General features: G+C 69.5%; 24 protein-coding genes. 12 read left to right on the plus strand and 12 right to left on the minus strand.

All coding sequences use genetic code 11. From position 1 onward, the window contains the following. Window positions 1-19 precede the first annotated feature (19 nt). The 3 genes from CFB89_RS18650 to CFB89_RS35390 form a co-directional block, all read right to left on the minus strand. Entirely contained in the window at window positions 20-1,399 is a 1,380-nt protein-coding gene (locus tag CFB89_RS18650; RefSeq protein WP_089469137.1) for an FAD-containing oxidoreductase, read from the minus strand. 179 nt (window positions 1,400-1,578) lie between these two features. Beyond that, window positions 1,579-2,154: a hypothetical protein gene (locus CFB89_RS18655; RefSeq protein ID WP_089469138.1), complete on the minus strand. Its 576-nt coding sequence runs from the start codon at window positions 2,152-2,154 to the stop codon at window positions 1,579-1,581. A 46-nt stretch (window positions 2,155-2,200) separates the two neighbouring features. Next, on the minus strand, window positions 2,201-2,395 hold the full coding sequence (locus CFB89_RS35390) for a hypothetical protein (RefSeq protein ID WP_256979702.1): 195 nt from the start codon (window positions 2,393-2,395) through the stop codon (window positions 2,201-2,203). Between the two features lie 114 nt (window positions 2,396-2,509). Here CFB89_RS35390 and CFB89_RS18665 point away from each other — a divergent pair, with 114 nt between their 5' ends. Next, window positions 2,510-3,148: a LysE family translocator gene (locus CFB89_RS18665; protein ID WP_027805824.1), complete on the plus strand. Its 639-nt coding sequence runs from the start codon at window positions 2,510-2,512 to the stop codon at window positions 3,146-3,148. A 192-nt stretch (window positions 3,149-3,340) separates the two neighbouring features. Here the strand turns inward: CFB89_RS18665 and CFB89_RS34365 are convergent, their stop codons facing one another. Further along, window positions 3,341-3,577, minus strand: coding sequence for a hypothetical protein (locus tag CFB89_RS34365; RefSeq protein ID WP_144030130.1), 237 nt, complete (start codon window positions 3,575-3,577; stop codon window positions 3,341-3,343). On the opposite strand from CFB89_RS34365, the gene CFB89_RS18670 reads away from it, so the two are divergent. From CFB89_RS18670 to CFB89_RS18685, 4 genes are read left to right on the plus strand one after another with little or no spacing between them, the layout of a single operon-like run. Next, on the plus strand, window positions 3,576-4,364 hold the full coding sequence (locus CFB89_RS18670; protein ID WP_089469139.1) for a DUF3348 domain-containing protein: 789 nt from the start codon (window positions 3,576-3,578) through the stop codon (window positions 4,362-4,364). The two genes, CFB89_RS34365 and CFB89_RS18670, sit on opposite strands and share 2 nt — an antisense overlap. A gap of 10 nt (window positions 4,365-4,374) precedes the next feature. Continuing rightward, window positions 4,375-7,182 carry a DUF802 domain-containing protein gene (locus CFB89_RS18675; protein ID WP_089469140.1) on the plus strand — a complete coding sequence of 936 codons (2,808 nt, stop codon included), beginning with the start codon at window positions 4,375-4,377 and terminating at the stop codon, window positions 7,180-7,182. Between the two features lie 3 nt (window positions 7,183-7,185). Continuing rightward, entirely contained in the window at window positions 7,186-7,830 is a 645-nt protein-coding gene (locus CFB89_RS18680) for an OmpA family protein (RefSeq protein ID WP_089469141.1), read from the plus strand. Next, complete coding sequence (locus CFB89_RS18685; RefSeq protein ID WP_089469142.1) at window positions 7,827-8,453, plus strand: DUF2894 domain-containing protein; 627 nt, start codon at window positions 7,827-7,829, stop codon at window positions 8,451-8,453. Before CFB89_RS18680 ends, CFB89_RS18685 begins: the two co-directional genes overlap by 4 nt. A 33-nt stretch (window positions 8,454-8,486) precedes the next feature. Here the strand turns inward: CFB89_RS18685 and CFB89_RS18690 are convergent, their stop codons facing one another. Beyond that, window positions 8,487-9,059, minus strand: coding sequence for an NADPH-dependent FMN reductase (locus CFB89_RS18690; RefSeq protein ID WP_089469143.1), 573 nt, complete (start codon window positions 9,057-9,059; stop codon window positions 8,487-8,489). A gap of 124 nt (window positions 9,060-9,183) precedes the next feature. Beyond that, the gene (locus tag CFB89_RS18695) at window positions 9,184-9,804 is read right to left on the minus strand and encodes a histone acetyltransferase (RefSeq protein ID WP_179233476.1); all 621 of its coding nucleotides are present in this window, start codon (window positions 9,802-9,804) and stop codon (window positions 9,184-9,186) included. On the opposite strand from CFB89_RS18695, the gene CFB89_RS34370 reads away from it, so the two are divergent. Then, window positions 9,803-10,051: a hypothetical protein gene (locus CFB89_RS34370; RefSeq protein WP_179233477.1), complete on the plus strand. Its 249-nt coding sequence runs from the start codon at window positions 9,803-9,805 to the stop codon at window positions 10,049-10,051. The genes CFB89_RS18695 and CFB89_RS34370 overlap by 2 nt on opposite strands. Window positions 10,052-10,376: 325 nt before the next feature. On the opposite strand, the gene CFB89_RS18700 is transcribed toward CFB89_RS34370, so the two are convergent. Both CFB89_RS18700 and CFB89_RS18705 read right to left on the minus strand, forming a co-directional pair. Continuing rightward, complete coding sequence (locus CFB89_RS18700; RefSeq protein ID WP_089469145.1) at window positions 10,377-11,660, minus strand: isoprenylcysteine carboxylmethyltransferase family protein; 1,284 nt, start codon at window positions 11,658-11,660, stop codon at window positions 10,377-10,379. Window positions 11,661-11,787: 127 nt separating this feature from the next. Beyond that, on the minus strand, window positions 11,788-13,878 hold the full coding sequence (locus tag CFB89_RS18705; protein WP_089469146.1) for a collagen-like triple helix repeat-containing protein: 2,091 nt from the start codon (window positions 13,876-13,878) through the stop codon (window positions 11,788-11,790). A 364-nt stretch (window positions 13,879-14,242) separates the two neighbouring features. Between CFB89_RS18705 and CFB89_RS18710 the strand changes: the two genes are divergently transcribed. Continuing rightward, window positions 14,243-14,641, plus strand: a complete 399-nt coding sequence (locus CFB89_RS18710; RefSeq protein ID WP_089469436.1) for a carboxymuconolactone decarboxylase family protein — start codon at window positions 14,243-14,245, stop codon at window positions 14,639-14,641. A gap of 60 nt (window positions 14,642-14,701) precedes the next feature. Here the strand turns inward: CFB89_RS18710 and CFB89_RS18715 are convergent, their stop codons facing one another. From CFB89_RS18715 to CFB89_RS18725, 3 genes are read right to left on the minus strand one after another with little or no spacing between them, the layout of a single operon-like run. Further along, a complete protein-coding gene (locus CFB89_RS18715; RefSeq protein ID WP_089469147.1) occupies window positions 14,702-15,685 on the minus strand; it encodes an alpha/beta fold hydrolase in 984 nt (327 codons plus the stop codon). Between the two features lie 7 nt (window positions 15,686-15,692). Beyond that, window positions 15,693-17,273, minus strand: coding sequence for an NAD(P)/FAD-dependent oxidoreductase (locus CFB89_RS18720; RefSeq protein WP_089469148.1), 1,581 nt, complete (start codon window positions 17,271-17,273; stop codon window positions 15,693-15,695). Continuing rightward, window positions 17,270-18,172 carry an SDR family oxidoreductase gene (locus CFB89_RS18725; RefSeq protein WP_089469149.1) on the minus strand — a complete coding sequence of 301 codons (903 nt, stop codon included), beginning with the start codon at window positions 18,170-18,172 and terminating at the stop codon, window positions 17,270-17,272. The genes CFB89_RS18720 and CFB89_RS18725 overlap by 4 nt, the downstream gene beginning before the upstream one ends. 87 nt (window positions 18,173-18,259) lie before the next feature. Between CFB89_RS18725 and CFB89_RS18730 the strand changes: the two genes are divergently transcribed. After that, window positions 18,260-18,916: a TetR/AcrR family transcriptional regulator gene (locus CFB89_RS18730; protein ID WP_089469150.1), complete on the plus strand. Its 657-nt coding sequence runs from the start codon at window positions 18,260-18,262 to the stop codon at window positions 18,914-18,916. Between the two features lie 271 nt (window positions 18,917-19,187). On the opposite strand, the gene CFB89_RS18735 is transcribed toward CFB89_RS18730, so the two are convergent. Next, window positions 19,188-20,129, minus strand: coding sequence for a LysR family transcriptional regulator (locus CFB89_RS18735; protein ID WP_089469151.1), 942 nt, complete (start codon window positions 20,127-20,129; stop codon window positions 19,188-19,190). A gap of 126 nt (window positions 20,130-20,255) precedes the next feature. On the opposite strand from CFB89_RS18735, the gene CFB89_RS18740 reads away from it, so the two are divergent. The 4 genes from CFB89_RS18740 (at window position 20,256) to CFB89_RS18760 (ending at window position 26,192) form a co-directional block, all read left to right on the plus strand. Next, window positions 20,256-20,900 carry a glutathione S-transferase family protein gene (locus CFB89_RS18740; RefSeq protein ID WP_089469152.1) on the plus strand — a complete coding sequence of 215 codons (645 nt, stop codon included), beginning with the start codon at window positions 20,256-20,258 and terminating at the stop codon, window positions 20,898-20,900. Between the two features lie 37 nt (window positions 20,901-20,937). Continuing rightward, the gene (locus CFB89_RS18745; protein WP_089469153.1) at window positions 20,938-23,010 is read left to right on the plus strand and encodes a pyridoxamine 5'-phosphate oxidase family protein; all 2,073 of its coding nucleotides are present in this window, start codon (window positions 20,938-20,940) and stop codon (window positions 23,008-23,010) included. A gap of 120 nt (window positions 23,011-23,130) precedes the next feature. Then, window positions 23,131-23,334 (plus strand): DUF2970 domain-containing protein, encoded by a 204-nt coding sequence (locus CFB89_RS18750; protein ID WP_050014477.1) that lies wholly within the window; start codon window positions 23,131-23,133, stop codon window positions 23,332-23,334. Between the two features lie 626 nt (window positions 23,335-23,960). Then, window positions 23,961-26,192 carry a TonB-dependent siderophore receptor gene (locus tag CFB89_RS18760; RefSeq protein ID WP_089469154.1) on the plus strand — a complete coding sequence of 744 codons (2,232 nt, stop codon included), beginning with the start codon at window positions 23,961-23,963 and terminating at the stop codon, window positions 26,190-26,192. Window positions 26,193-26,201 lie beyond the last annotated feature (9 nt).

The raw sequence follows: 26,201 nt of genomic DNA on the forward strand, positions 1-26,201 counted from the left end.
GCCGCCCGCCTGCCGTACGTCACTCGACCGGATGCAGATCCTGCAGCAGTGTCGGCAGCAGCTCCGACACGGTCGGGTGGATATGCATCGCGCGGCTGATCGTCGTGTACGGCGCGCCGGCGGCCATCACGTCGAGGATCCCGTGCACGACCTCGTCGCCGGTCACGCCGAGGATCGATGCGCCGAGGATCGCGTGGTTGTCCGCGTCGACGATCACCTTCATGAAGCCCTGGCTCTCGCCCTTCTCGACCGCCCGGCCGACGCGCGTCATCGGGCGCGTCCCGACCAGCAGCCGGCGGCCCGTCTGCTTCGCTTCCGCGAGCGTCATGCCGACGCGGCCGAGCGGCGGGTCGATGTACATCGCATACGCCATGATGCGGTCGGACACCTTGCGGGGATCGTCGTCGAGCAGGTTCGCCGCGACGATCTCGTAGTCGTTGTACGCGGTGTGCGTGAACGCGCCGCGCCCGTTGCAGTCGCCGAGCGCCCAGACGCCTGGCACGTTCGTGCGCAACTGCTCGTCGACGGTGATGTAGCCGCGTGCGTCGGTGTCGATGCCCGCGCGGTCGAGCCCCAGATCGTCGGTGTTCGGCACGCGCCCGACCGCGAGCAGCAGGTGCGAGCCCGCGACCTCGCGGCCGCCGCCCGCGCAGTCGAGGCCGACGACGATGCCGTCGCCGTCGCGGCGTGCGCTCAGGCAGTTCGCGTCGAGTTGCACGTCGATGCCTTCCTTTTCGAGGATCTCGCGCACCGCCTGCGACACGTCTTCGTCCTCGCGGCGAATCAGGCGCGAACCTTTCTCGACGATCGTGACCTTCGAGCCGAAGCGGCGGTACATCTGCCCGAATTCGAGCCCGACGTAGCTGCCGCCGACGATCACGAGGTGGTCGGGCAGGAAGTCGACGTCCATCATCGTCGAATTGGTCAGGTACGGCACCGAGTCGAGGCCCGGCATCGCGGGCACCTGCGCGCGTCCGCCGACGTTGATGAAGATGCGTTCGGCTTCGAGCACGTCATCGCCCACGCGCACCGCGTTCGCGCGTTCGAAGCGGGCATGACCCTGAAAGACGGTCGTGTTGTCGAGGCCGCGCACCCATTGCTCGACGCCGTGGTTCGAGCGTCCCGAGATCTGGTCCTTGCGCGCCTTCACAGCTTTCATGTCGACGGTGACGGGGCCGCCGACCGACACGCCGTATTCGCCGGCGCGTCGTGCAAGCTGCGCGGCGTACGCGCTTGCGATCAGCGTCTTGGTCGGGATGCAGCCGGTGTTTACGCAGGTGCCGCCGAAGCGGCCGCGCTCGACGATCGCGACTTTCATGCCGGCGCCGGCGAGCCGCGCGGCGAGCGGCGGCCCGGCCTGGCCGGTGCCGATGACGATCGCATCGAAGTGTTGCGTCATGACGTCCTCCTGTGCGGGGGCAACGAGGAAAGAGGCCGGCGCAAGCCGCATGCCGTGCCGGCGGTTGCGCGGGCGACGAGCGCCTATGGTAGACCTGTTGGCCGGGCGCGGCGAGCGGCGGGCGGACGGTGCGTCGCGTTGAAAAACGGCACCGCCGCGGGCGGCGCGGCGTGCAGCGTCTAGTCCTTGCGCTGCCACTGCCCGAACGACACCGGCCGGTGCGCGTCGGCGCGCGTGACGGTGACGTGGTCGGGCCGGTCATCGAGCGGAAACGATTCGGTGACGATCTGGCTCGAAAACAGCCAGCCATGCGTGCGCGGGTCGTAGCGGAACGTGACGTAGTCGGTCCAGTGCTGCCCGCACGCGACGATGTTCTGCACGGTGAAATAGCGGCCTTTCACCGACAAGCCGTTGTCGGCGGCATCTTCAGGATCGAAAGGATCGCACTGGCCGCCTTCGTTCGCGCGCAGCACGACCTGGTCGTTGCGCGTGGCGAGCCGGTAGATGTGGTCGGCCTGTTCCTCGTAGATCAGCAGCGGGCGCGGCGACGGCTGGTCGCGCGTGTCGACCGCGCGGTGCACGACGACGAGAAAGCTGTGCCGCCCGTTGTCGAGATCGGGGCCGGCTTGCGCGAGCAGCGGCTGGTAGCCGGGTGGGAGTTGCGCGGCGATCGATTTCGGCAGGGTGTCGGCGCGGGCGCCGAACGAGACGGCGGCGAGCAGCGGGAGCAGGGCGGAAAGGCGAAGAGCGCGCATGGCGGGCGGTTTGGTCGAAAGAGGAAAGGGATTGAGCCGTGCGCCGTTACGCATTGCGCCCGGGAAGCTCGGCGCCCGGCGCGGGAATGTCGGGTCCGTCGTCCGCGAGGGCGAGGCTGACGGTCGGGCTCGCGACGGACTCGCGAAAGATCGCTTCGCCGACGGCGGCATCGTCGGGATAGCGGGCGGCGCGGATCTCGATCATGGGGCGGCGCGAGATGACGGGAAAGAGGGCCAGCATAGCAGCGCACGGCCGCTTTCGGCCATGCGCGAGGCGTGCCAGAATCGACCGCTCGACCGTCGGAAACGACACGCAGGCGCCGGCGCAGCGGCGTCGCTGACCAAGGAGACTTCGATGACCGCATCGGCTGCCGTACTCGCCATCCTGGCTGCGCTGTTCCTCGGCGCGATGATTCCGGGCCCGAGCTTCGTGCTGGTGGCCCGCAATTCGATCGGGCTGTCGCGCCGCGACGGGCTCGCCACCGCGCTCGGCATGGGGATCGGCGGCATCGTGTTCGGCGGCGTCGCGCTCGCCGGGCTCTACACGCTGCTGCAGGCCGTCGAATGGCTGTATGTGGGCCTCAAGGTCGCGGGCGGCGTGTACCTGATCTACATGGCGTCGAAGATCTGGCGCGGCGCCGACCGGCCGATCGCGATGGACGATCCGCAGGCGATGGCGGGCGGCAGCGCGCGCAAGTCGTTCTGGACCGGCCTCACGACCCAGCTCAGCAACCCGAAGACGGCGATCTGGTACGGCAGCATCTTCGCGGCGCTGCTTCCGCAGCATCCGCCGCTGTGGTGCTACCTCGTGCTGCCGCCGCTCGTGTTCGCGGTCGAATTCGGCTGGTATACGCTCGTCGCGCTGTGCTTCTCGACGCGCCGGCCGCGCGAACTCTACCTGCGCGCGAAAAAGTGGGTCGACCGCATCGCGGCCGGCGCGATCACGCTGCTCGGGCTGCGGCTGATCCTCAATGCGCCGAAAGCGGGGATCTGAGCGCTTCTTTATCGGCACGTGGCGGCGACGGCCATGCCGTCGCCGGTCAGCGGCGGGAACCGGCCGGCCCGCCCGGGCCGCTCGCCCGAGTGCGCGTCGGCGTCCCGAATGCCATGATTACCGGTTCATCGTTGGGCCAGGGTCAGGCGCGGCGTGCGGAACGCCCGCACCCGTCGCCGCGGCTCGGCCCGTTCATCGTTCATGGCGGGCCGGCACTGCAAACACGTGACGCATGACTTCCCGATGGCGCGACCGCTCGCCGGCCGCCGCCGACCGTGCTTCCCACCCTCTCACCGCCGCCCGCCGAGCCTTGCGCGACGGGCGTTCCCGTGTATCGCGCGGCACGCCGAACCGCGCCGCTTCCCCGATTCTGGCGGTCGACCGCCCGACGACGTGTAAACTGCTGCCTTTTTTGACGGTTTGCAGCATGGTGCAAGCATCTCCGCGCCCGGCGTTGAGCGGTCCGACGCTCGTCCGGCTGCTCGCGCGCCTGGCCGATGCCGACGTCGCGGAATCCCGGCAGACGCTGTCCGACCGGCTGAGCCAGTGGCTCGGCTGGACCGACGCGATCACGCTGTCGTCCGCGCTGAATGCGAACCCGCCGGGCGTCGCGGCCGGCGTGCGCGGCTACGACGCCGAGCGCGACTGCGCGCGCGTGCGCCACGACCTCGCGCAGGCGATCGCGGCCACCAACCGGCCGCGGGCGCGGCGCCGGCCGGGCGACCTGCCGCCGCCGGCCGCCGACACGGCCGATTTCGCGGACTTTCGCCAACGTTATCTGACCCTGCAACAGGACATGGAAACGGCGATCGGCCAGTTGCGCGGCCGCCTGCGCGTCGCGCTCGCCGCGCGCTCGTCCGGGATGGCGCGACTCGCGACGCTCGACACGATCATGGAGCGCGTGCTCGGCGCGCGCGAGCGCAGCCTGCTGTCGGCCGTGCCCGCGCTGCTCGGCACGCGCTTCGCGCGGCTGCGCGACGCGGAGCGGCAGGCGCTGGCGGAGGCCGAAGCCGCGGCCGCCGCGGCGCCCGACACCACCGACGCGTCCGCTCCGGCCGACGAAGGCGCGGTGGCCGACACCCCGGTCGTCGCGGCGATCGTGCCCGGCGCATGGCTCGATACGTTTCGCGACGAGATGCACAGCATCCTGCTTGCCGAACTCGAGGTCCGGTTTCAAACGGTAGACGGGCTGCTCGCGGCCCTTCGCACCTGCTAATCAACACGCTATGTCCAGAATTCGCCTTGATCTCGTTGTCTTCGTCGCCGGTCTGCTCGCTGTGGGCTGGATCGGTGCCGGCTATGTCGCGTCGAACCCGCTGGCGGCGGCCGTCACGCTGCTGATCGGCGCGTGCTATGTCGCCGGCGCATGGGAGCTGCTGCGCTACCGGCAGGCGACCGCCACGCTGTCGCACGCGGTCGCCGGCCTGACCGAGCCGCCCGCGAAGCTCGACACGTGGCTCGACATGCTGCATCCGGGCCTGCGCGGCGCGGTGCGCGCCCGGGTCGAAGGCGCGCGCGTCGCGCTGCCGGGCCCGGCGCTCACGCCTTACCTCGTCGGCCTGCTGGTGCTGCTCGGCATGCTCGGCACGCTGCTCGGGATGGTCGTCACGCTGAAGGGCACGGGCGCCGCGCTCGAAAGCGCGACCGATCTCGATGCGATCCGCGCGTCGCTGATCGCGCCGGTGAAGGGGCTCGGGTTCGCGTTCGGCACGTCGATCGCCGGCGTCGCGACGTCCGCGATGCTCGGGCTGTTGTCCGCGCTCGTGCGCCGCGAGCGGATCGACGCGGCCCAGCAGCTCGATGCGAAGATTGCGACGACGCTGCGCGTGCATTCGTCCGCGCACCAGCGCGACGAATCGTTCCGGCTGCTGCAGCGCCAGGCCGACGTGATGCCGGCGCTGGTCGACCGGCTGCAGACGATGATGACGACGCTCGAGGCGCGCAGCGTCGCGTTGCACGATCGTCAGCTCGAAAGCCAGCAGGCGTTTTTCGACCGGACCGAGCGGGCGTATGCGGGCCTGGCGTCGAACGTCGGCGACGCGCTGAAGGAAAGCGCGGCCGAAAGCGCGCGTGTGGCCGGCGCCGCGTTGCAGCCGGTCGTCGCCGCGACGATGACGGGGCTCGCGCAGGAGATGGCCGCGCTGCGCGACACCGTAACGGGCGCGGTGCAGCGTCAGCTCGACGGGCTGACGAACGGCTTCGAGAAGACCACCGGCAACGTGACGGCCGTCTGGAACCGCGCGATCGACGAGCAACGTCAGGCGGGCAACGCGGTCGCGCAGCAGTTGCAGACGACGCTCGGCCAGTTCACCGACACGTTCGCGCAGCGTTCGTCGGATCTGCTCGATGGCGTCGCGACGCGCCTCGAATCGACCGAGGGCCGCCTGTCGGCCGCATGGCGCGACGCGCTGGCGCGTCAGGAGCAGGTCGGCGAGACGCTGGCCGGCCAGCATGCGCGCGCGCTGGATGAAGCCGCCGCGACGTTCGAACGCCATTCGGCCGCGACGCTCGCCGCGATGCAGGAGTCGCATGCGGGGCTGCAATCTCAACTGGCGGCGCGCGACGAAGAACGCCTCGCCGCGTGGAACGACTCGCTGGCCGCGATGGCCGCGAAGCTCGGCGAAGAATGGCAGCGCGCGGGCGTGCACAGCGCCGGCCGCCAGCAGGAAATCTGCGATGCACTTGCGCAAACGACGCGCGACCTCGCTGCACAAGCGTCGACGTTCGAACGACGCTCGAACGATCTGCTGACGACGATTCGCGATTCGCACACCGGCCTGCAGTCGCAACTGGCCGCGCGCGATGAAGAACGTCTGTCGGCCTGGAACCATTCGCTTACTGCGATGGCCGCGAAGCTCGGCGAAGAATGGCAGCGCGCAGGCGTGCACAGCGCCGGCCGCCAGCAGGAAATCTGCGATGCCCTCGCACAAACGACGCGCGACCTCGCAGCACAGGCGTCGACGTTCGAACAACGTTCGAACGATCTGCTGACGACGATTCGCGATTCGCACACCGGCCTGCAATCGCAACTGGCGGCACGTGACGAAGAACGTCTGTCGGCATGGAACGATTCGCTGACTGCGATGGCCGCGAAGCTCGGCGAAGAATGGCAGCGCGCAGGCGTGCACAGCGCCGGCCGCCAGCAGGAAATCTGCGATGCCCTCGCACAAACGACGCGCGACCTCGCAGCACAGGCGTCGACGTTCGAACAACGTTCGAACGATCTGCTGACGACGATTCGCGATTCGCACACCGGCCTGCAATCGCAACTGGCCGCACGCGACGAAGAACGCCTCGCCGCGTGGAACGATTCGCTCGCGGCGATGGCCGCCGCGCTGCGTGACGAATGGGCGCGGACGAGCGCGCAAGCCGCCGCGCGCCAGCAGGACATCTGCGACACGTTGACCCGCACCGCGAACGGCATCACCGCGCAGGCTCAGGTGCACGCGAGCGACACGATCAACGAAATCTCGCGCCTCGTGCAGGCCGCGTCGGAAGCGCCGAAGGCGGCGGCCGACGTCGTCGCCGAGTTGCGCCAGCGCCTGTCCGACAGCATGGTGCGCGACACCGCGATGCTCGAGGAGCGCAGCCGCCTGCTCGCGACGCTGGAGACGCTGCTCGGCGCGGTGAACCACGCGTCGACCGAACAGCGTACCGCGATCGACGCGCTCGTCAGTACGTCGGCCGATCTGCTCGACCGCGTCGGTGCGCGCTTCAACGACACCGTCGACGCCGAAACGCGCAAGCTCGATTCGGTGGCCGCGCAGGTCACGGCCGGCGCCGTCGAAGTGGCGAGCCTCGGCGATGCATTCGGGACGGCCGTGCAGGTGTTCGGCGAATCGAACGACAAGCTGCTGACGCATCTGCAGCGCATCGAGGCCGCGCTCGAGAAATCGCTCGCGCGCAGCGACGAACAGCTCGAGTACTACGTCGCGCAGGCGCGCGAGGTGATCGACCTGAGCGTGATGTCGCAGAAGCAGATCGTCGAGGATCTGCAGCAGCTCGCCGGCCGGCGAGCGAGCGTCGGAGCGTAACGCATGCACGACGAAATCGACGGCGGCGCGCAATCGGCGCCGGTATGGCCCGCGTTCGCCGACCTGATGTCGGTGCTGCTCGGCGCGTTCGTGCTGATCCTCGTCGGCGTGATCGGCATGCAGCTTCAGCTCACGTCGAAGCTCGAGGAAGCGGTGCGCGCGCGGCAGCTCGAAGCGCAGCAGCGCAAGTCGCTCGAACAGGCGCTCGCCGGGCCGCTCGCGGCCGGCCGCGTGACGCTCGTGAACGGGCGCATCGGCATCAGCGGCAACGTGCTGTTCGCGTTGAACTCCGACCAGTTGCAGCCCGCGGGCCGCGACTTGCTGAAGACGCTGGCCAGCCCGCTCGCCACGTACCTGAAGACGCGCGACGAGATCCTGATGATCAGCGGCTTCGCGGACGACCAGCAGGTGCACGCCGGCAACCGCCTGTTCGCGGACAACTGGGAACTGTCGGCCAAGCGCGCGTTGACGGTCACACGCGCGATGATCGATGCCGGTGTGCCGGCCTCGTCGGTGTTCGCGGCCGCGTTCGGTTCCGAACAGCCGGTCAGCTCGAACGCCGACGATGAAGGCCGCGCGAAGAACCGCCGCGTGGAGATCGCGCCGGTGCCGCGCAAGTCGGCGTCGAACGGAGGAAAGGCCAAGTGACGGGCGGCGCGACGCACGCGCGCGCGACGCTCGACGCATGGCGCGAGCAGGGCGCCGATCGGCTCGATCCGGTGCGCTTTCAACGGATCGACGCGCTCGAGAAGCGCGCGGCCGTGCTCGATGGCGCTGCACGTGCGTTGCTCGATGCGCGGCTTGCAATGCTGATCGAAGGGTTTGCGCAGATCGTCGCGCGCGCCGGTGACGCCGAAGCCACGCGCGAGACGGCGCGAGCCGCGGCGGATGCGCCCGCGTGCGGCGCGCTTGCCGCGCTCGTCGCAGGGCTCGGCCGCGATGCGCAGGCCGACCGGCGCGGGCTCGATCCCGAATTGATCGATTACTTCCGTGCGACGTGGTCGAAGGTCCGCACGGAACAGCAATACCGTCAGTCGCTCGACCAAGTGCCGCGCAACGCAGGGCCGCTCAATTCGAACAGCCTCGTGCACCGCTCGCTCGCGACGATGCGCGAGCTGTCGCCGGAATACCTGCAGCAGTTCCTGTCGTACGTCGATGCGCTCGCATGGCTCGAGGATCTCGCGGGCGGCGGCGCGCAGCCCGAGAAGGAAGCGCCGCGCGCGAAGGCGGCCAAACCGGCGAGAAAGACGACGCGCGCGAAGGCGCGATAACGCCACGGCGCACGCGTTCGGCGTGTGTATCGTCTACCGGCCTGCAGCCGGGTCGTCGATCGCCGCGCGCAGCGCGTGCAATGCTTCGACGAGCGCCGACGCGAACGGCGGATGGGCGGCGATGCCCGCCGCGTCGAGCTGGCTCCCGAGAATCGGCAGCGTGATCGATGCGGGCTCGACGATGCGCGCCGACATCACCGACAGCGTTTCCCGCAACGCCGCGTCTGCGTGCTCGGCGCGCGGCGACGCGTTCAACACCGCGACCGGCTTGTACACGACGGCCTCGCATCCCACGATCCAGTCCAACGCGTTCTTCATCACGCCCGTCACGCCGTGCGCGTATTCGGGGCTGGCGATCAGCACGCCGTCGGCCGCGTTCAGGCGGTCGAACAGATCGCGCACCGCGGCGGGCGTCGGATATTCGGCATCGGGATTGAACAACGGGAATTCGCCGAGACGATCGAAGCGCGTGATATGCATGCCGCGCGGGGCAACGAGTGCGGCTGCGTCGAGCAGCGCGGCGTTGTACGACTGCGCGCGCAGGCTGCCGCACAGTGCGACGAGGTCGATGCGGCGCTCGGAAGCGGTTCGGGTGTCGTTGGCCATCGCGGAACGTGTGGGGAGGTGGCTCGCGCGGCGGCGCGCGGATCCGGCGAATTATCGCATCGGTGCGTGAGCCGCATGAGCCGCATGAGCGACGTGCCGCACGTGGCCGCCGCTCCGCGGAGTGTCATTCGTGTTCACCGCGCCGCGCGTTCACGTTCGCATACTCGGCGGCATCGATGCCGGTCATCCCGGTTGCTTGCGCCAGTTCACCGAGGGTCCACCCGTTTCCGAGCAACAGCCGCCGCGTATGCAGCGCACCGTGCACGTCGTCGGCAACGGTGTCGCCGAGATAACGCAGCGCGCGGCCTTCGACATCGACGAAGCCATGCCCGTAATCCTGCGCGAGCGCCGTCCACAACCGCGCGGCGCCGACCGACTGGCGCGCGCCGCTGATCAGACACAGGCCCGCGTCGAGCGCCCATCGATACAGCGTCGTCGCGAGTCCCTTGCGTTGTGCCGAGCCGCGCAGCCGCGTATGCGGCGCGCGCAGGTAGCGGTCGGCACGGCGCGGGATTTCGGGAAGTCGGTTGAACACCGTATAGCCGGCGAGCTGCCGGGCCGACGGATCCTCGATGTAAAGGAAGTATTCGCCGTCCGCCTTGCGGTGGCGGACGATCAGGCCCGAGCCGCCGAGCGCGATGGCCGGCAGCCCGTGCAGGCGATGGCCCGGCAGGTGCAGGCGTTCATAAAGGGTGTCGAGTTCGTCGTCGATGTCGTGCTGGGAATGCTGTACGTCGATACGCATGGCAAAAGGCGCCCGTCTCGGGCGCATCGAGAAAGGGGTTCATGGCAACGGGAGAACGGAAATGGAAGCGGCCCCCGGGCTCGGCGAAGCGAGCCGGGGCCGCGAATCAGCCGGGGATGTGCTGGAAACCGGCGGCGATCGCGGCGAGGCCCGCGATGCAGAGTGCGAACAGGATCAGGACTTTGTGGATCACGCCTCTTTCCTCATGAATGCGCGGCGCCGGCGGGCGGCGTCGCGGAGACGGTGAGCGGCGGGCACGGCCCGCACGGCCGTCGTGCGGGACGACGGTCGGGTGTCCGGGCGACGGGCGCACGCGGACGGTCGGCACCATACGCGATGGGCAGCGGGCGGGCAATCGGGCCGACGGAGAAAAGCGATGAAGCGCGACGAATCGCGGTGTTTCGCGACAATTAGCCGCATGGGGCGCGTTGAAACGTGCGGGGATCCACGCGAAAGTGCATCGTCAAGCGGCGGAGGGCCTACCTGGAAAAGTGTCGCGGGGGTGAATGCCGGGACAGGTCGACATCCGCGCCAGGACAGGAGCGGCATGGACGACCGCCCCCGTCGCTCCATCACACCGCCTGCCGCTCGCCGAACGCCTGCCTGATCCGCGCGAACAACCCGTGCTGCGCGATCCATTCGGCATACGCGCGATAGTCGGGATCGCGCATCAGATGACGCTCTTCCGTTTTCGCGCGCGTGTAGTAGATCAGGTTGACCGCGACGAGCCCCGCGCAGTGCATGAGCCCGAGCTGCCAGCCGAGCGGCTCGACGAACGGCACCGACACCATCCAGTACGACAGGTTCTTCGTGATGTAGGCCGGATGCTTCGTGAAGCGGTACGGGCCCGACGTGATGATTCCGCGGTTGGTGAGGTTCGAGAACCGCAGCCCGAACGAGATCGTGCACAGCGCGTAGGTCAGCAGCAGCAGGATGATCACCGTGCCCCAGATCACGCGCAGCGTCGGCGCCGACAGCAGCCAGTTGTCCCAGAACATCGAGCCTTCGTAGCGGATGTAGTTGTTCGAGATCAGCGACCAGAACGGCTGGTAGCAGATCAGCGCGGCGACCCAGCCGAGCGTCGTCGGCTCGACCGTGCGCACGTGGCTGTCGAGGATGCGGAACGTGCACAGGTAGCCGACGGTGCCGAACATCAGGTCCATCGTGAACGACAAGTCGTACATGAACACGAAGGTCGCGATCGTCATCGGCGCATGCATCGCGTTCGCGAGCGACGCGCTCAGGTGATCGGCGTCCTTCGACAGATAGACGGTCATCAGCGGCAGGAAGAACGCCTTCACGCCCCAGCCGGCCAGCATCTCGCGCACGGGCTTCCAGCTCGCGGGCTGCTCGCGTCGGAACAGGAAGCGGCCCCACAGCAGGTACGCGTCGTCGGTCTCGCGCTGGTGGCGGTCCATCCACGCGAAGTAGAACGGCGCGGCGACGATCACGTACGGCGCAAGCGAGCGCAGCAGCGACCAGAACGGGAGGTAGAACGCGCCGTGGTATTCGGGCAGCAGCCAGTAGATCGCGCCGATGCCTGCATAGATCGACGTCAGCGCGCCGAGCCGCGTCGCCACGCGCGCGATGCCGAGCGGCCGGACGGCCTGCCGCGACAGCCCCGCGCTCGGACGCAGGTAGACGCGCGAGATGAAGAGTTCGTGCAGTGCGATCGTGCCGATGATCGCGAGGCTCGCGATGACCGCGCGGGTGGCCGCGTCGAGGGACGGGTGGTCGCGCGTGACCCACAGCGCGAAGAGTCCGGCCGCGATGCCGAGCAGGCCGGCGCGCAGCGGCGTGGCGGAACGGGGTGGGCGGTCCGGGGCGGCGACGATGCCGTCGAGCGTGGAGTTCATGATCGGATCCTCGTAGGGATGAGGGCCGGCGCCCCCGCTTGGCGGGTGGCGCCGGCCGTCGGCCGGGCTGTTTATGGATGCGCGCCCGGCCATTGGCCTGTCGTTCTGATACGTGATGCGTTACGGCTTACTTCTTGGTGACGCCGCCCAGCAGACCGCCGAGCAGGTTCGTCACCGGCGACAGCAGGTTGCCGGTGCCGCTGGCGGCGCCGCCACTCGTGCCGCCGGTCAGGCCGGTCACCACGGAGCCGCTGCCGCCCGGCGTCGTCACGGTGGCCGTTGCGCCGCCAGGGCTGACCGTGCCGACGGCGCCGGCCGAGCCGGCCGGCGTGCCCAGCGCACCCGTGAGCGTGCCGACCGGGCCGCTCGTCAGTACGCCGCCGAGCGCGCCGGACACGTTGCCGCCCGGTGTCGTGACGGTGCCGGTGAGGCTCGCGCCGAGCGGCGTCAGCGAGTTGACGAGGTTGGTGACCGGCGCGAGCAGGCCGCCGACGCCTGCGCCGCTCGTCCCACTGGTGCCGCCGGTGCCGCTTGAGCCGATGCTGCCGAGCGCACCCGTCACCGTGCCGAGCAGGCCGGTGATCGGCGCAAGCGGGCCGCCGCTGGTACCGCTCGTGCCGCCTGAGCCGCTCGAGCTGCCGCCGCCGAGAGCGCCCGTCAGCGAACCGAGCACGCCCGTGATCGGGGCGAGCGGATTGGTGCCGCTGCTGGAGCTGCCGCTGGACAGCAGGCCGCCGGCCGATGCCACGGTATTGCCGAGCTGGGACACGCTGCTCCCAACGCTCGTGCCGACCGGATTGCCGGTGGCGCCGCCGACCTGCGAACCGGCGAGGCCGAGGCCGCTGCCGAGCGTGTTCAGCAGGCCGCTGAGCGGGGCGCCGAGCAACGTGGCGTTGCCGAGCGTCTGCGTGACGCCCGGCGTCGTGACGCCGCCGGTCAGCGTGTTCGTGATCGGGTTGATCACGCTGCCGAGCTGCGTCTCGAGTTGCTGCACCGGCGCGCTGTTCAGCGCCGTGTTCAGCGCCGATGCGGTCGAGTTGACCGCGGTGCCGACCGTGTTGACGAGACTGCCGACCAGGGTCGTCGCCGGCGCGAGCGGCGACAGCGGACCGGTGCCGAGGCTCGTCACGGCATTGCCGAGATTGTTGACCGCGCCGCCGGCGCCGGTCAGCAGGCCGGTGGTCGACGTGAGCGTCGGCCCGAGCGGGTTCGGCGACACGCCGATCGAACCGAGGCCGGCCGCGACGCCGTTGCCGAGCGATTGCACGCCGTTGCCGAGGCTGCTGACCGCGTTGCCGACGCTGTTGACCGTCGTCGCGTTCGTGCCGGGAATCTGCACGCCGCCGATCTGGGCGCCACCGTTCACGACCGTCGTACCGAGCGCCGTCACGAGGTTGCCGGATTGCTGAAGGACATTGCCGAGGGGGGTGACGCCGGTGCCCGACGTGCCGGAAGTGCCCGACGTGCCGGAAGTGCCCGACGTGCCGGAAGTGCCCGACGTGCCGGAAGTGCCCGACGTGCCGGAAGTGCCCGACGTGCCGGAAGTGCCCGACGTGCCGGAAGTGCCCGACGTGCCCGACGTGCCGGAAGTGCCCGACGTGCCGGAAGTGCCCGACGTGCCGGAAGTGCCCGACGTGCCGGAAGTGCCCGACGTGCCCGACGTGCCGGAAGTGCCTGACGTGCCTGACGTGCCGGAGGTGCCTGACGTGCCGGAGGTGCCCGACGTGCCGGAGGTGCCCGACGTGCCGGAGGTGCCTGACGTGCCGGAGGTGCCCGACGTGCCGGAGGTGCCCGACGTGCCCGACGTGCCGGAGGTGCCCGACGTGCCGGAGGTGCCTGACGTACCTGACGTACCTGACGTACCGGAAGTACCTGACGTACCGGAAGTGCCCGAAGTACCCGAAGTACCCGAAGTGCCCGAAGTGCCCGAAGTGCCCGAAGTGCCCGAAGTGCCCGAAGTGCCCGAAGTGCCCGAAGTGCCGGAAGTGCCCGAGGTACCGGAAGTGCCCGAAGTGCCGGAGGTACCCGACGTGCCAGAAGTACCCGACGTACCGGAACTGCCCGACGTACCCGAAGTCCCCGAACTACCACCCGTCCCGGACGTGCTCGGCTTGATGGTCGGCGGGGTCGTCGGTCCATCGACCGAGCCGCAGCCGTACAGCGCGAGCAGTGACGAGACGGCCATCGTTACCGTCGTCTTCTTGAGGAGAATGTGCATGTTGGCCTCGACATTGGAAGTGTGTCCAAGCCTTCACTGCAAATTCCGAGCCACGACATGTTTCGCGAAACGGTGTCGTGATTTGTTGCGGAAATCGGGAATATCGATGCGATTTAAACGGAGGAATGGCGATTTCGCGCGACAGGCACGCGCGGCGCGCGAGCATCGCGGCCGTGATGTTCCCGTCAGGCGCCGTAACGCGCGACGGGATGTTACGTAGCGCTCGATCGCACGTGACGCGCCCGGCCGCGAATCGAGGCCCGCATCTTTGACGAAACGCGCCGTCCCGCCGAACATGACGCGAACCCCGGCCGCCGGCGCGGCAGCGGCCACGGCCACGACGCCAAATCACCAGGACACCGACATGAGCGAACAGGACAGGGAATATGGCAAGGCGCGGCGCATCGACGTGATGGGCGAGGCGTTCGTCGAGCGCGCGATGAGCGATCTCGACGGGTTCTCCCGCCCGCTGCAGAACTGGCTGAACGAGCATGCGTGGGGCAGCACGTGGCAGCGGGGCGGGATCGACCTGAAGACGCGCAGCCTGTGCACGTGCGCGATGCTGGCGGCGCTCGGCCGCGGCACGGAACTGAAGGGGCATATCCGCGGTGCGCTCAACAACGGCGCGAGCCTCGTCGAGATTCGCGAGGTATTGCTGCACAGCGTGCTGTACGCCGGCGCGCCGGCCGCGGTCGAGGCGTTTCGCAGCGCGCGCGAGGTGCTCTCGGAGCGCGGGCTGTCGATACCCGACGACGAAGCCTGATTGCGTCGCGGCGTTGGCTCCCCGCGACGGAAACCGGCCGCCGCGCTTCGCCGCCGCGAGCTACGCGATGCGCACGGGCTGCGCCGCAACGTCGGCCGGCGCGGCGGCGACTTCGAGAAGCCAGTCGGCCGTCGCTTCGGGCATCGTGACCGGCAGCATGTGCCCGCCCTCGACGACCTTCAGCCGCACGCGCGCCGATTTCTTCGCGAGCGCGTCGCCGTGCTCGCGCCAGTTCAGGATCGGATCGGCGTGGCCGTACAGCACGTCGACCGGCAGCGCGAGCGCCGCGTAGCGACGCTCCATTGCTGGCAGGTCGACGGGCGCCGACAGCAGGTCCGTCGCCGTCGCGTAGAACACGTGCGGGCGCATCCCGAGCAGGCCGCCACCCTTGACCGGGAAGTCGCGCGGCACGTCCTCCGGCGCGAACACCTGGCGCACGGCGCTGCGGCCCGTCAGGATCGTCAGCGGGATCGCGAAGGTCCACGACACGAAACGGCGCACGAGCGGCGACGGCAGCATCAGCGGCTTAAACGGCGCGGGCGGCTCGGTCTGCTCGTGCGACAGCGGCGCGATCAGCGCGAGCCGGCTCACGCGGTCCGTATGGTTGAGGCCGACCGCGAGCGCGATCGCGCCGCCGAGCGAATGGCCGACCAGCACGGGCTTGTCGAGCTTGAGCGCGTCGATGAACGCGGCGACGGTGCGGGCCTGCGCGAACACGTTCGCCTGCGAGGCCGCGCCGCGCAGCGAGCGGCCGGCGCCGGGGCGGTCGATCAGGATCACGCGATGCTGCTGCGCGAGCCGCGTGAGCGGCAGGTACGCGAAATTGCGCCATTGCCCCGCGAGCCCGTGGACGAACACGATCGGCGGGCCGTTGCCGTATTCGACGTAGTGGATACGATCGCCGTCGATGTCGACGAAGCGGCCTTCGGGCGGAAACGCGCGCGTCACGCGACGGGCCACGTAGCCGGAAAACAGCGCGAGCGCGGCGAGCACCGCGACGACGCCGAGCAGCACGTTCTGGATCAGGTGGAGCGTAGGAGTCATGTCGGCCTCAGCGGGTTTCGAGTGCGGGTTCGGCAGCCGGTGCGGTGGCGGCCGCGCCGGTTTTTGCGCGGCGTTCGAAATGCATCGCGGAATCGGCGAGCGTGCTGAACTTCAGCGACGCGAGATCGAGCACGTAGTTCTGGTGGAATTTCCACGGCTTGCGGTGCCCCTGCTTCGGCAGGATGCCGGCCGCGCGCTGGATGTAGCCGGAGCTCAGGTTGACGGCCGGCACGTCGCCGAGATCGCCCGCGCCGAGCCGCGGCACGCACGTGTCGTACCCGTTCGCGCGCATGTGGTTGAGCAGCCGGCACACGTAGCGCGCGATCAACTCGGCCTTCAACGTCCACGACGCATTCGTGTAGCCGAACGACGACGCGAGGTTCGGCACGTCGCTGTACATCATCCCCTTGTACGACACCGTTTCCGGCAGATCGACCGGGCGGCCGTCGACGGTCACGCGCGCGCCGCCGAGCATCTTCACCTTCAGCCCCGTCGCGGTGACGATCACGTCCGCGTCGAGCTGCTGGCCGCTCTTGAGCTGGAGGCCGGTCGGCGTGAAGCGTTCGATCTCGTCGGTGACGATCGATGCGCGGCCCGCGCGAATCGCCTTGAACAGGTCGCCGTTCGGCACGAGGCACACGCGCTGGTCCCACGGCATGTAGCGCGGCGTCAGGTGCTTCGCGACGTCGAAGCCGGGGCCGAGCTGCTTGCTGGCCGCGCGGATGATGAATTGCTTCGTCCGGTCGGGCTTGCGGCGCGACACGTTGTACAGGTACATCGTCAGCAGCACGTTCTTCATGCGCACGAGCCGGTGCGCGAGCCGCGACGGCAGCACGCGGCGCAGCGCGTTCGCGATCTTGTCGCGCGCGGGCAGCGACACGATGTAGGTCGGCGAGCGCTGCAGCATCGTCACGTGCCGCGCGTCGGCCGCCATCGATGGCACCAGCGTGACGGCCGTCGCGCCGCTGCCGATCACGACCACGCGCCGGTTCGCGTACGACAGGTCTTTCGGCCAGTGCTGCGGATGCACGAGCTTGCCTTCGAACGTATCCATGCCTGGCCAGTCGGGCAGGTAGCCGGCGTCGTAGTCGTAGTAGCCGCTGCACATGAAGAGGAAGCGGCAGGTGTAGACGAGCGTGTCGGTCGCGCCGTTTCGCGTGCGCTCGATGCGCACCGTCCAGCGCGCGCGGTTCGAATCCCAGTCGGCCGCGACGACCTTCCGGCCATAGCGGATCGTCTTGTCGATGCCGTAGGTGCGCGCGGTGTCGCGGATGTAGTCGAGGATCGTCTGCCCGTCGGAGATCGCCTTCTCGCTGTGCCACGGACGGAAGCTGTAGCCGAGCGTGAACATGTCGGAATCCGAACGAACGCCCGGATAGCGGAACAGGTCCCAGGTGCCGCCGATCGCGTCGCGCGCCTCGACGATCGCCACGCTCGCATGCGGGCAGCGCTGCTTCAGGTGATACGCGGCGCCGATGCCGGACAGGCCGGCGCCGACGATCAGCACGTCGAGGTCGCGGCGATCGTCACTGTCGTGGCGGGCGTCGGCAGCGGGCGGCGCGTCGCGCCGGTCGGTCGTCGAGGTCATGCGGGGTCCTGGGTCGGCGTGGTCGGGCGCGCGGCCGGAGCGTGGGCGCGTTCGAGGTTGCGTGCGCGGGCGCGGCGCACGTGGCGCAACATCAGCCACTGGTAACCGGCGCCGAGCAGCCGCGCGATCCTGTCGAGCCGGCGCGCGTCGGCGCCGACCAGCACGCGGCGCGCATTGCGCTCGACGCCCGCGAGGATCTGCCGCGCGGCCTCGTCGGCCGTCGTCGCGTTGATCAGGCGGTTCGCCTGGCGGCGATGGGTCGCTTCGTCCTGGCCCGTCAGCGCGTGGATGCTGGTATCGACGCGGCCCGCGTCGACGATGCTCGTCGCGACGCCGCCCGGATGCACGCAGGTCGCGCTCACCGGCGCGCCGTCGAGTTCGAGTTCCATGCGCAACGCCTCGGTGAAGCCGCGCACCGCGAACTTGGTCGCGTTGTACGCGCTTTGCGTCGGCATCGCGACGAGCCCGAACAGGCTCGACGTGTTGACGACGTGGCCGTCGCCCGACGCGCGAAGATGCGGCAGGAACGCCTGCGTGCCGTGCACGACGCCCCAGAAATTGATGCCGACGATCCACTCGAGATCGGCGAGACGCGCGGTTTCGGCGCTGGCGGCCAGCGAGACGCCCGCATTGTTGAAGATCAGGTTGACCTTGCCGTGCTCGGCGCGAACGAAATCGGCCCACGCGAACACCGCGTCGCGGTCGGCGACGTCGAGCCGGCGCGTGCTTACGCGTACGCCGTGCTGCGCGCAGGCAGCCGCCGTGCCGGCGAGGCCGGCTTCGCTGACGTCGGCGAGCGCGACTTCGCAACCGCGCCGCGCGAGCTCGACCGCGAGGCTGCGGCCCATGCCCGAACCGGCGCCCGTGATCGCGGCGACCTTGCCGGAAAACCCCTTCATTCGTCGTCCTCCCGTTCCGCTTGCGCTGCACCGGCGGCGCATCTATTGTGGTGTTGCTCGTCACCACTTTAGTTTTCGGGTGTCCTGATGTCAAATAGCGGAATGGAGAAAGCACTCGAAACGGAAAAAAAGGGCCGGTCGTATGGCGGCGTGGCGCCCGAGGTGCGGGCCGCCGAGCGGCGCGACGCGTTGATTCGCGCGGCGACGCGCGTGTTCGGCACGGTGGGTTTTCGCAAGGCGACCGTGCGGTCGATCTGCCAGGAAGCGAAGCTGAACGACCGCTATTTCTATGCGGCGTTCGACAGCACCGAGGATCTGTTGCGCTGCACCTACCTGCATCACGCGCAGCAATTGCATGACGCGGTCGCGCGGGCGGTCGCCGCGCGCGGCGGCGATTTGCGGGAGCGTGTCGACGCGGGGCTCGCCGCGTTCTTCGCGTTTCTGCGCGATCCGTGCGCGGCGCGCGTGCTGCTGCTCGAGGTGATGGGTGTGAGCGCGGATACCGACATGACGTACCAGCGCATGCTGATCGACTTCGGCAAGCTGATCATGGCGATCGGCGCGCCGGGAGAAGTCGTCACGCCTGCCGAGCGTACCGAGCAGCGGCTGATCGGGCTCGCGCTGGTGGGCGCGATGACGAACGTGGGCGCGGCGTGGCTGCTGACCGACTATCGCGATCCGGAGGCGCAGATGATCGCGAGTTGCAGGAAGGTGCTGCTGGGGACGTTGCGGGAGGCGGGGTAGCGGCAATGCGTGACGTGACGGTTCGCCATCAATCATGCGTTGATACGGGCGGCCATCCGGATCTTGGCCGATTGCAGGCAATGAGCGGTATGTCGTCGATATCGAATCGTCGGGAGCGTCTCAGGCGACGCTGGTGTTGGCGACGCTGCTGTCTTCAGGCGAGCGCGAAATCGAGCAGGGCCGTTTTCGTCCTGTCGAGTGCGTGTTCGCCGATATCGAGGGCTGCGACGAATGAGTCCCGAATGTAACGTCGTCCGGTTCGACTGACACGCTAACGCGTGCGGCGTCGCTTCGCGGGTACGACCACGGGCGTCTCCCCGATCCGCGCCTTCATCGCCTCGATGAACGCGCGCACCTTCGGCGACGGCAGCCGCGTCGACGGATACACCGCATGGATCCCGGCCGGCGCCGTGTGCCAGCCCGGCAGCAGCCGCACGAGCCGGCCGGCCGCGACGTCGTCCGCGGTCGAGAAATCCGTCAGCAGCCCGAAGCCGCCGCCCGCGAGCACGATCGCGCGGCACGCGGTCGCGGTGTTCGACACGACCGGCGCGACGCAGCGCACCGATGCACGGCCGCCCCGCACGTCATCGAGTTCGAGCGTATGCGGCCGCGGCAGCGACGACAGCATCACGAACGGCAGCGCGGCGAGCGCATCCGGATCGCGCGGCAGCCCGTGTCGCGCGACGAACGCCGGGCTCGCGACCAGCCATTTCTCATAGGTGCCGAGCTGCACCGCGCGATAGTTCGAATCGGCGAGACGGCCGATGCGGATCGCGACGTCGAGGTTGTCCGCGACCAGGTCGACGACGCGATCGTTCGCGACGAGTTCGACGGCGAGCGCCGGATGCCGGTCGCGCAGCGCGACGACGGCCGGCGCGACCACCAGCGCGCCGTAGTCGATCGGTACGCTCACGCGCAGCGTGCCGCGCAGCGGCCCGGCGTCGGACGACACCGTGTCGAGCGCGGCTTCGGTGGCGCGCACGATGTCGCGGCACGCGTCGTAGAACACGCGGCCGGCATCGGTCACGCTCAGCCGCCGCGTCGTGCGCACCAGCAGGTTCGCGCCGACCTCGGATTCGAGGCGCTGCATGTGCGTGCTGACGACCGTCTTCGCGAGGCCGAGCCGCTCGGCGGCGGCCGTCAGCGAGCCGGCGTCGACCACCGCGACGAAGATCGCCAGCCGGTTCAGGTTCACGTCGCGCAGATCGGCCATCGTCGATTGTCCTATGAAAGCGGAGAATGTTTCCGCGATTATCCGTCTTCTGGCGACGAACGGCGAGCGTTACGCTGGAGCCGTTCGTCGCCGATCCCCGGCGGCGCGAGATTCCGGAGTGTTTCCATGTCTGCCGCCAGCAAGCCCGCCTCGCCCATTCGCGTCTATTCGTTCCTGCTGTCCGGGCACGCGCATCGTGTCCGGTTGTTCCTGTCGCTGCTCGGGTTGCCGTCCAGGACCATCGACGTCGATCTCGCGGCCGGCGCGCAGCGCGAACCGGCGTTTCTCGCGCTCAATCCGCTCGGGCAGGTGCCGGTGATCGACGACGGCGGCACCGTGATCGCCGATTCGAACGCGATCCTCGTGTACCTCGCGAAGCGCTACGGCGATGCGCACTGGCTGCCCGACGATCCGGTCGGCGCGGCCGTCGTGCAGCGCTGGCTGTCGTACGCGGCCGGGCCGATTGCATCGGGCCCCGCGGCCGCGCGGCTCGTGACCGTGTTCGGCGCGCAGCTCGACCCGGAAGCGGCCAAGCGCACGGCCGGGAAGGTGCTCGACGTGATCGATCGCGAGCTGGCCGGCAAGCCGTTCGCGGCCGGCGCGCAGCCGACGATCGCGGACATCGCCGCGTACACGTACATCGCCCACGCGCCGGAAGGCGGCGTGTCGCTCGAACCGTATCCGCACGTGCGGGCGTGGCTGGCGCGTATCGAGGCGCTGCCGGGCTTCGTCGCGATGCCGACGACGCGCGCGGGTCTGCTCGCCGCTTGATACTCACGGCTGCCGCGCTTGTTCGGGAGAGAACGCGATGAATGCGCCAACCGCCGTCGTACCGGGGTGGGAACTCGATACCGCGCCGTTTCACGCGGGCGAGCTTGCCGTGCAGCAGCGCGCAGGCGTGACGGACGCGGCGAGCGCGGCCGGCCGGCGCGGGATCCGGCGCTTCATGCCGGATCAGCACCGGACGTTTTTCGCGCAACTGCCGTTCTTCGTGCTCGGCGGCGTCGATGCAAACGGCCAGCCGTGGGCGACGCTGCGCGTCGGTACGCCGGGGTTCGTCACGTCGCCGGACGCCCACACGCTGCGCATCGCGGCACCCGCGCTGCCGGGCGATCCGCTGGCCGGCGCGTGGCAGGCGGGCGCGCCGCTCGGCGGGCTCGGGATCGAATTCGATACGCGGCGGCGCAATCGCGTGAACGGCGTCGTGCGCGCGGTCGACGGCGACGCGCTGACGATCGCGGTCGAGCAGAGCTTCGGCAACTGCGCGAAGTACATCCAGGGCCGCAAGCCCACTTTCGTCGCGCGGGACGTCGGAGCGTCCGTCGCGCCCGACGTGTCGGACGCATTGAGCGACGCGGATCGCGCGCTGCTCGCGCAGGCCGATACGTTCTTCGTCGCGAGTGCGAACACGTCGGCGGAGGCGGGCGCGGCGCGCGGCGCGGACGTATCGCATCGCGGCGGGGTGCCGGGCTTCGTGCGCGTCGACGATGCGCGTACGCTGACCACGCCCGATTTCAGCGGCAACCGGTTCTTCAATACGCTGGGCAACCTGCAGCACGATCCGCGCGCGGGGCTGCTGTTCGTCGATTTCGACAGCGGCGATCTGCTGTACGTCGCCGCGCACGCGGAGATCGTGTGGGACGGGCCGCTCGTCGCGTCGTTCGACGGCGGGCAGCGCGTCGTGCGTTTCCACGTTCGGGAAGTGCGGCGCGTGCGGGCCGTGCTGCCGTTCCGGTGGTCGGCGGTCGAGCGTGCGCCGCAGTTCGCGGCGATGGCGACGGCGGCGTCGGCGTCGGGCGGTGCGGCGGCAACGGCCGAACCGGCGCCATCCGCCGCCGTGCCGGCATCGGCTCCCGCATGGCGAACGCTGCGCATTGCGAAGATCGTCGACGAAACGCGCGCGATCCGGTCGTTCCATTTCGAACTGGCGGATGGCGGCGTATTGCCTGCGTACGAAGCCGGTCAGCATCTGACGCTGCGCATCGCGCTGCCGGGGAGCGACGCGCCCACGATTCGCAGCTACACGCTGTCCGACGCGCCGGGCGGCGCGCATTACCGGATCACCGTGAAACGGGAAGGGCGCGTATCGGCGTGGCTGCACGATCACGCGCAGGCCGGCATGACGCTCGACGCGCAGATGCCGCGCGGCCGCTTCACTTTCGATCTCGCGAGCCCGCGCCCGGCCGTGCTCGTGTCGGCCGGCATCGGCATTACGCCGATGGTCGCGATGCTGCGCCGCGCACTGGCCGGCGACGCGCCGTCGCGCCGCGTCGTGTTCGTGCATGGCGCACGCGAAGCGGCCGACCGGCCGTTCGCCGCCGAACTGGCGCGCATCGCGGCCGCCGATGCACGCGTGTCGCTTCACTGGTTCGACAGTCATCCTCACGACGGCTCGGCCGCGCGGGCCGGGCGCATCGACATCGGGCAACTGAAGCGGGTCCTTTCATTCGACGATTACGATTTCTATCTGTGCGGGCCGGCGGCATTCATGCGCGACCTGTACGACGGGCTGCGCGCGCTGAACGTGCCGGACGAACGCATCCGTTTCGAGGCGTTCGGGCCGTCGAGCGTCTCGCGCAGTGCGACCCGCGCGGCTGTCGCGCCAGCGGCGCCGAGCGTGCCGGTCGTGTTCCGGCGCACGGGGCGCGAAGCCGCGTGGACGCCCGCCGACGGCACGCTGCTCGAATTCGCGGAAGGGCAGCGCGTGGCCGTGCCGTCCGAATGCCGCTCCGGTTCGTGCGGCACGTGCGCGACGCGCGTGCTGTCCGGCGCGGTCGACTACGAGCAGATGCCCGATGCGGCGATCGAACCCGGTTGCGCGCTGCTGTGTGTCGCACGGCCCGCGCAACGCGCGACGGAGCCGCTCGTGCTCGACCGCTGACGCGTGTGCGACATGCCGCCGCAGACGGCCTGCTGCGCGAAAAGCGCACGCAACTGCTGCTTTTTTCGAATGCTGTCCGGATCGACGATAGGGTCAACCGATTCGATAAAGGAGCCCATCATGAAACTGCTCGGCATGGTTCGCCTGGTCCTGTGGAGTTTCTTCGGCGTGCGCAACAGCAAGGCGCACGCGAACGATCTCGCGAACGCCAACTTCACGCTGCTGCCGTTCGTGGCGCTGCTGCTCGCGCTGCTGGTCGGCGCGGTCATTTACGGCGTCGTGCATCTGGTTGTCGATCCGACTGTGACGATGCAGGGGTTTTGAGCGAGCGGACGGTGAGCCGTTAGCGGGCCGCCGTTCCCGCTCCCGTTTCCGGCCACCTGACCGGTGCATGACGACGCCGGCATCAGCGCCGGCACGCACGACGCGAATCGCGACCGCATCGTCGCCGTCGCCGCCGTTATCGCGCCGCCTGCACCGTTCGTCCCCGTCCCCGCCTTCCCCGTCTCCCATTCCGCCCGATTCCGCGGCCCTTTGCCGCGCCCGGGGTAAAATGCGCGCCACGCCGCGATGTCGCGCGCGACGGGCAGGCCGCCGTTCCGATGAACGGCCGGCGCGACTGCCCGCCGCCCGCACCGGGGCGTTCGAAGCGTCCCCCGCATGACACGACCGCGCGACGCAGCCGGCCGCCCGACAGGCATCCGACGAACCCGTCGGCCGCTGCGTCGGCTTCCGGCGCGTCATCCGAATCCGATGTCCCATCCTGCGTTGTTCCGACCGGTCGGCCCGCTTGCACGCCGCAGGGTCCGGTTCGTCCGATGAATATCGTGTCGACGGCTCGTGTCCGGCGATGGGCGCGGATGCGGTTGCGGTTGCAAGCGCACGCTTCGCAGCTTCGTAACGGCTTTCGGGTTTCGACAGGTCGAATGGCGAGTTTTCCCTCCAGAACAATGACGGTGAATAGAACAACAGCGGCGCGCGCACGGCGGCGGCGCGCGAAGGTCGGGCTCGGCGTCGGTCTCGGCGTCACGCTTTTCGCGGCGCAGGCGGCCGCGGCTCAGGGCGACACACCTGCGCCGGGCGCCGATGCGACCGCCAGCACGACGCTGCCCGCGATCACGGTGAGCGGCGAGCGCGGCCATGCGTTGCGGGCGCGCGAAGCATCGGTCGCGGGGTTCGACGACGCACCGTTGCGCGACACGCCGGCGTCCGTGAACGTCATCACGCGCGCGGTGATCGACGATCAGCAGGCGAAGCGGCTGAGCGACGTCGTGCGCAACGATGCGTCGGTCGTCAACGACTACGCGCCGGTCGGTTATTTCGAGGGCTTCGCGATCCGCGGTTTTCCGGTCGATCTCGCGAGCGCGATCCGGATCGACGGGCTGACGGTGTCCGGCGAGCAGAACGTGCCGCTCGAGAACAAGGAGCGCGTCGAGATCCTGAAAGGGCTCGCGGGCATCGACAGCGGCGTCGTCGCACCGGGCGGCGTGATCAACTTCGTGACCAAGCGCTCCGCGAACGTCGCGAGTGTGACGGGGGGCGTCGACAGCCGCGGCTCGACGTCGGCGGCCGTCGATCTCGGCCGCCGCTTCGGCCCGGACAACCAGTTCGGGTTCCGGATCAATGCGGCGAAGGAGAACATGCACTCGTATATCGACGGCACGAACGGACGGCGCACGTTCGGCTCGATCGCCGCCGACTGGGACATCAGCCCGCGCGCGAGCCTGCAGCTCAATGCCGAGTTCCAGCAGTGGATCCAGCGTTCCGCGCCTGGCTACCAGTTGCTCGGCGGCACCGTCGTGCCGTCGGTGAAGACGACGTCGAAGGCGCTCGGCACGCAGCCGTGGGCAAAACCGGTGACGACCGACGCGCTGAACCTGAACGCGCGTTTCGACTACCAGTTCAACGACGACTGGAAGGCCTATATCGCTGCCGGCCGCAGCCGCACGATGATCGACGACAACAGCGCGTTCGCGTACGGCTGCTCGTACGCGGCGAGCTGCGCGGCCGGCGCGACGTCGCCGTTTTTCTTCGGCGCGAACGGCGACTACGACGTGTACGACTTCCGCAGCCCCGGCGAATACCGGCGCAACGACGATCTGCGCGCGGTCACGACCGGCAAGTTCGCGACGGGGCCGCTGCGGCACGAGCTGACGCTCGGCGTGAGCGTGCAGCGCCGCGTCGTGCACATGGCGACTGCCGTGTACGACTATGTCGGCAGCGAGAACATCTACGGGCCCGACGTCGCGTTTGCACCGTCGCCGAACACGCCCGGGCCGTCGTATCCTCAGCTCGATTCGTGGCAGTACGGCGTGTTCGGGCTCGACCGCATCAGCCTCGGCGAACACTGGCAGGTGCTCGCGGGCGGCAAGGAAGTGCTGCTGCGCCAGCGCAGCTGGAGCAGCCTCGACGGCGAGGCGACGCATACCGACCGCTCGGTGTTCCTGCCGCAGGTCGCGCTCGTCTACAAGCCGGTGAACGTGCTGTCGCTGTATGCGTCGTACAGCAAGGCGCTGTCGCTCGGCGATCAGGCGCCGGTGCGCGCGACCAACGCGTATGCGTTCCTGCCGCCCGTCGAATCGCACCAGATCGAGGTCGGCGCGAAATACGACTGGCTCGACCGGCTGAGCCTCACGGCCGCGGTGTTCTCGATCAGCAAGCCGTTCCAGTTCGCCGATCCTGACGCGTCGGGCACGAGCTACACGTTCGTGCAGCGCGGCACGCAGCGGCACCAGGGGATCGAACTCGGCGCGGCCGGGCGCGTGACCGAGCGGCTGGGCCTCACGGCCAGCGTCGCGGCGATTCGCGCCCGCGCATACGATTCCGGATCGCCGGCGTACGAAGGGCACCAGATCATCAACGTGCCCGCGCTGCGCGCGTCGCTGTATGCGGACTACGCGGTGCCGGGCGTCGTGGGCCTGAACGTGCTCGGCGGCGTGGAATACAGCGCTGCGCGCAACGCGAACGAGGAGGGCACCGCGCGCGTGCCGTCGTGGTTCGTGTTCAATCTCGGCGCGCGTTATACGACGAAGATCGGCGGCCATCGTACGGTGTTGCGCGTGTCGGTGGACAATCTGTTCAACAAGTTCTACTGGCGCGACGCAGGCGAGCAGCAGGGCGATGCGTACCTGTTCCCGGGTGCGCCGCGCACCGCGCGCGTATCGTTGACCTATGATTTCTGACCGACCGGA

Origin of the sequence: Burkholderia sp. AU16741, from assembly GCF_002223345.1 — a bacterium.
Taxonomy (GTDB): Bacteria; Pseudomonadota; Gammaproteobacteria; order Burkholderiales; family Burkholderiaceae; genus Burkholderia; species Burkholderia sola.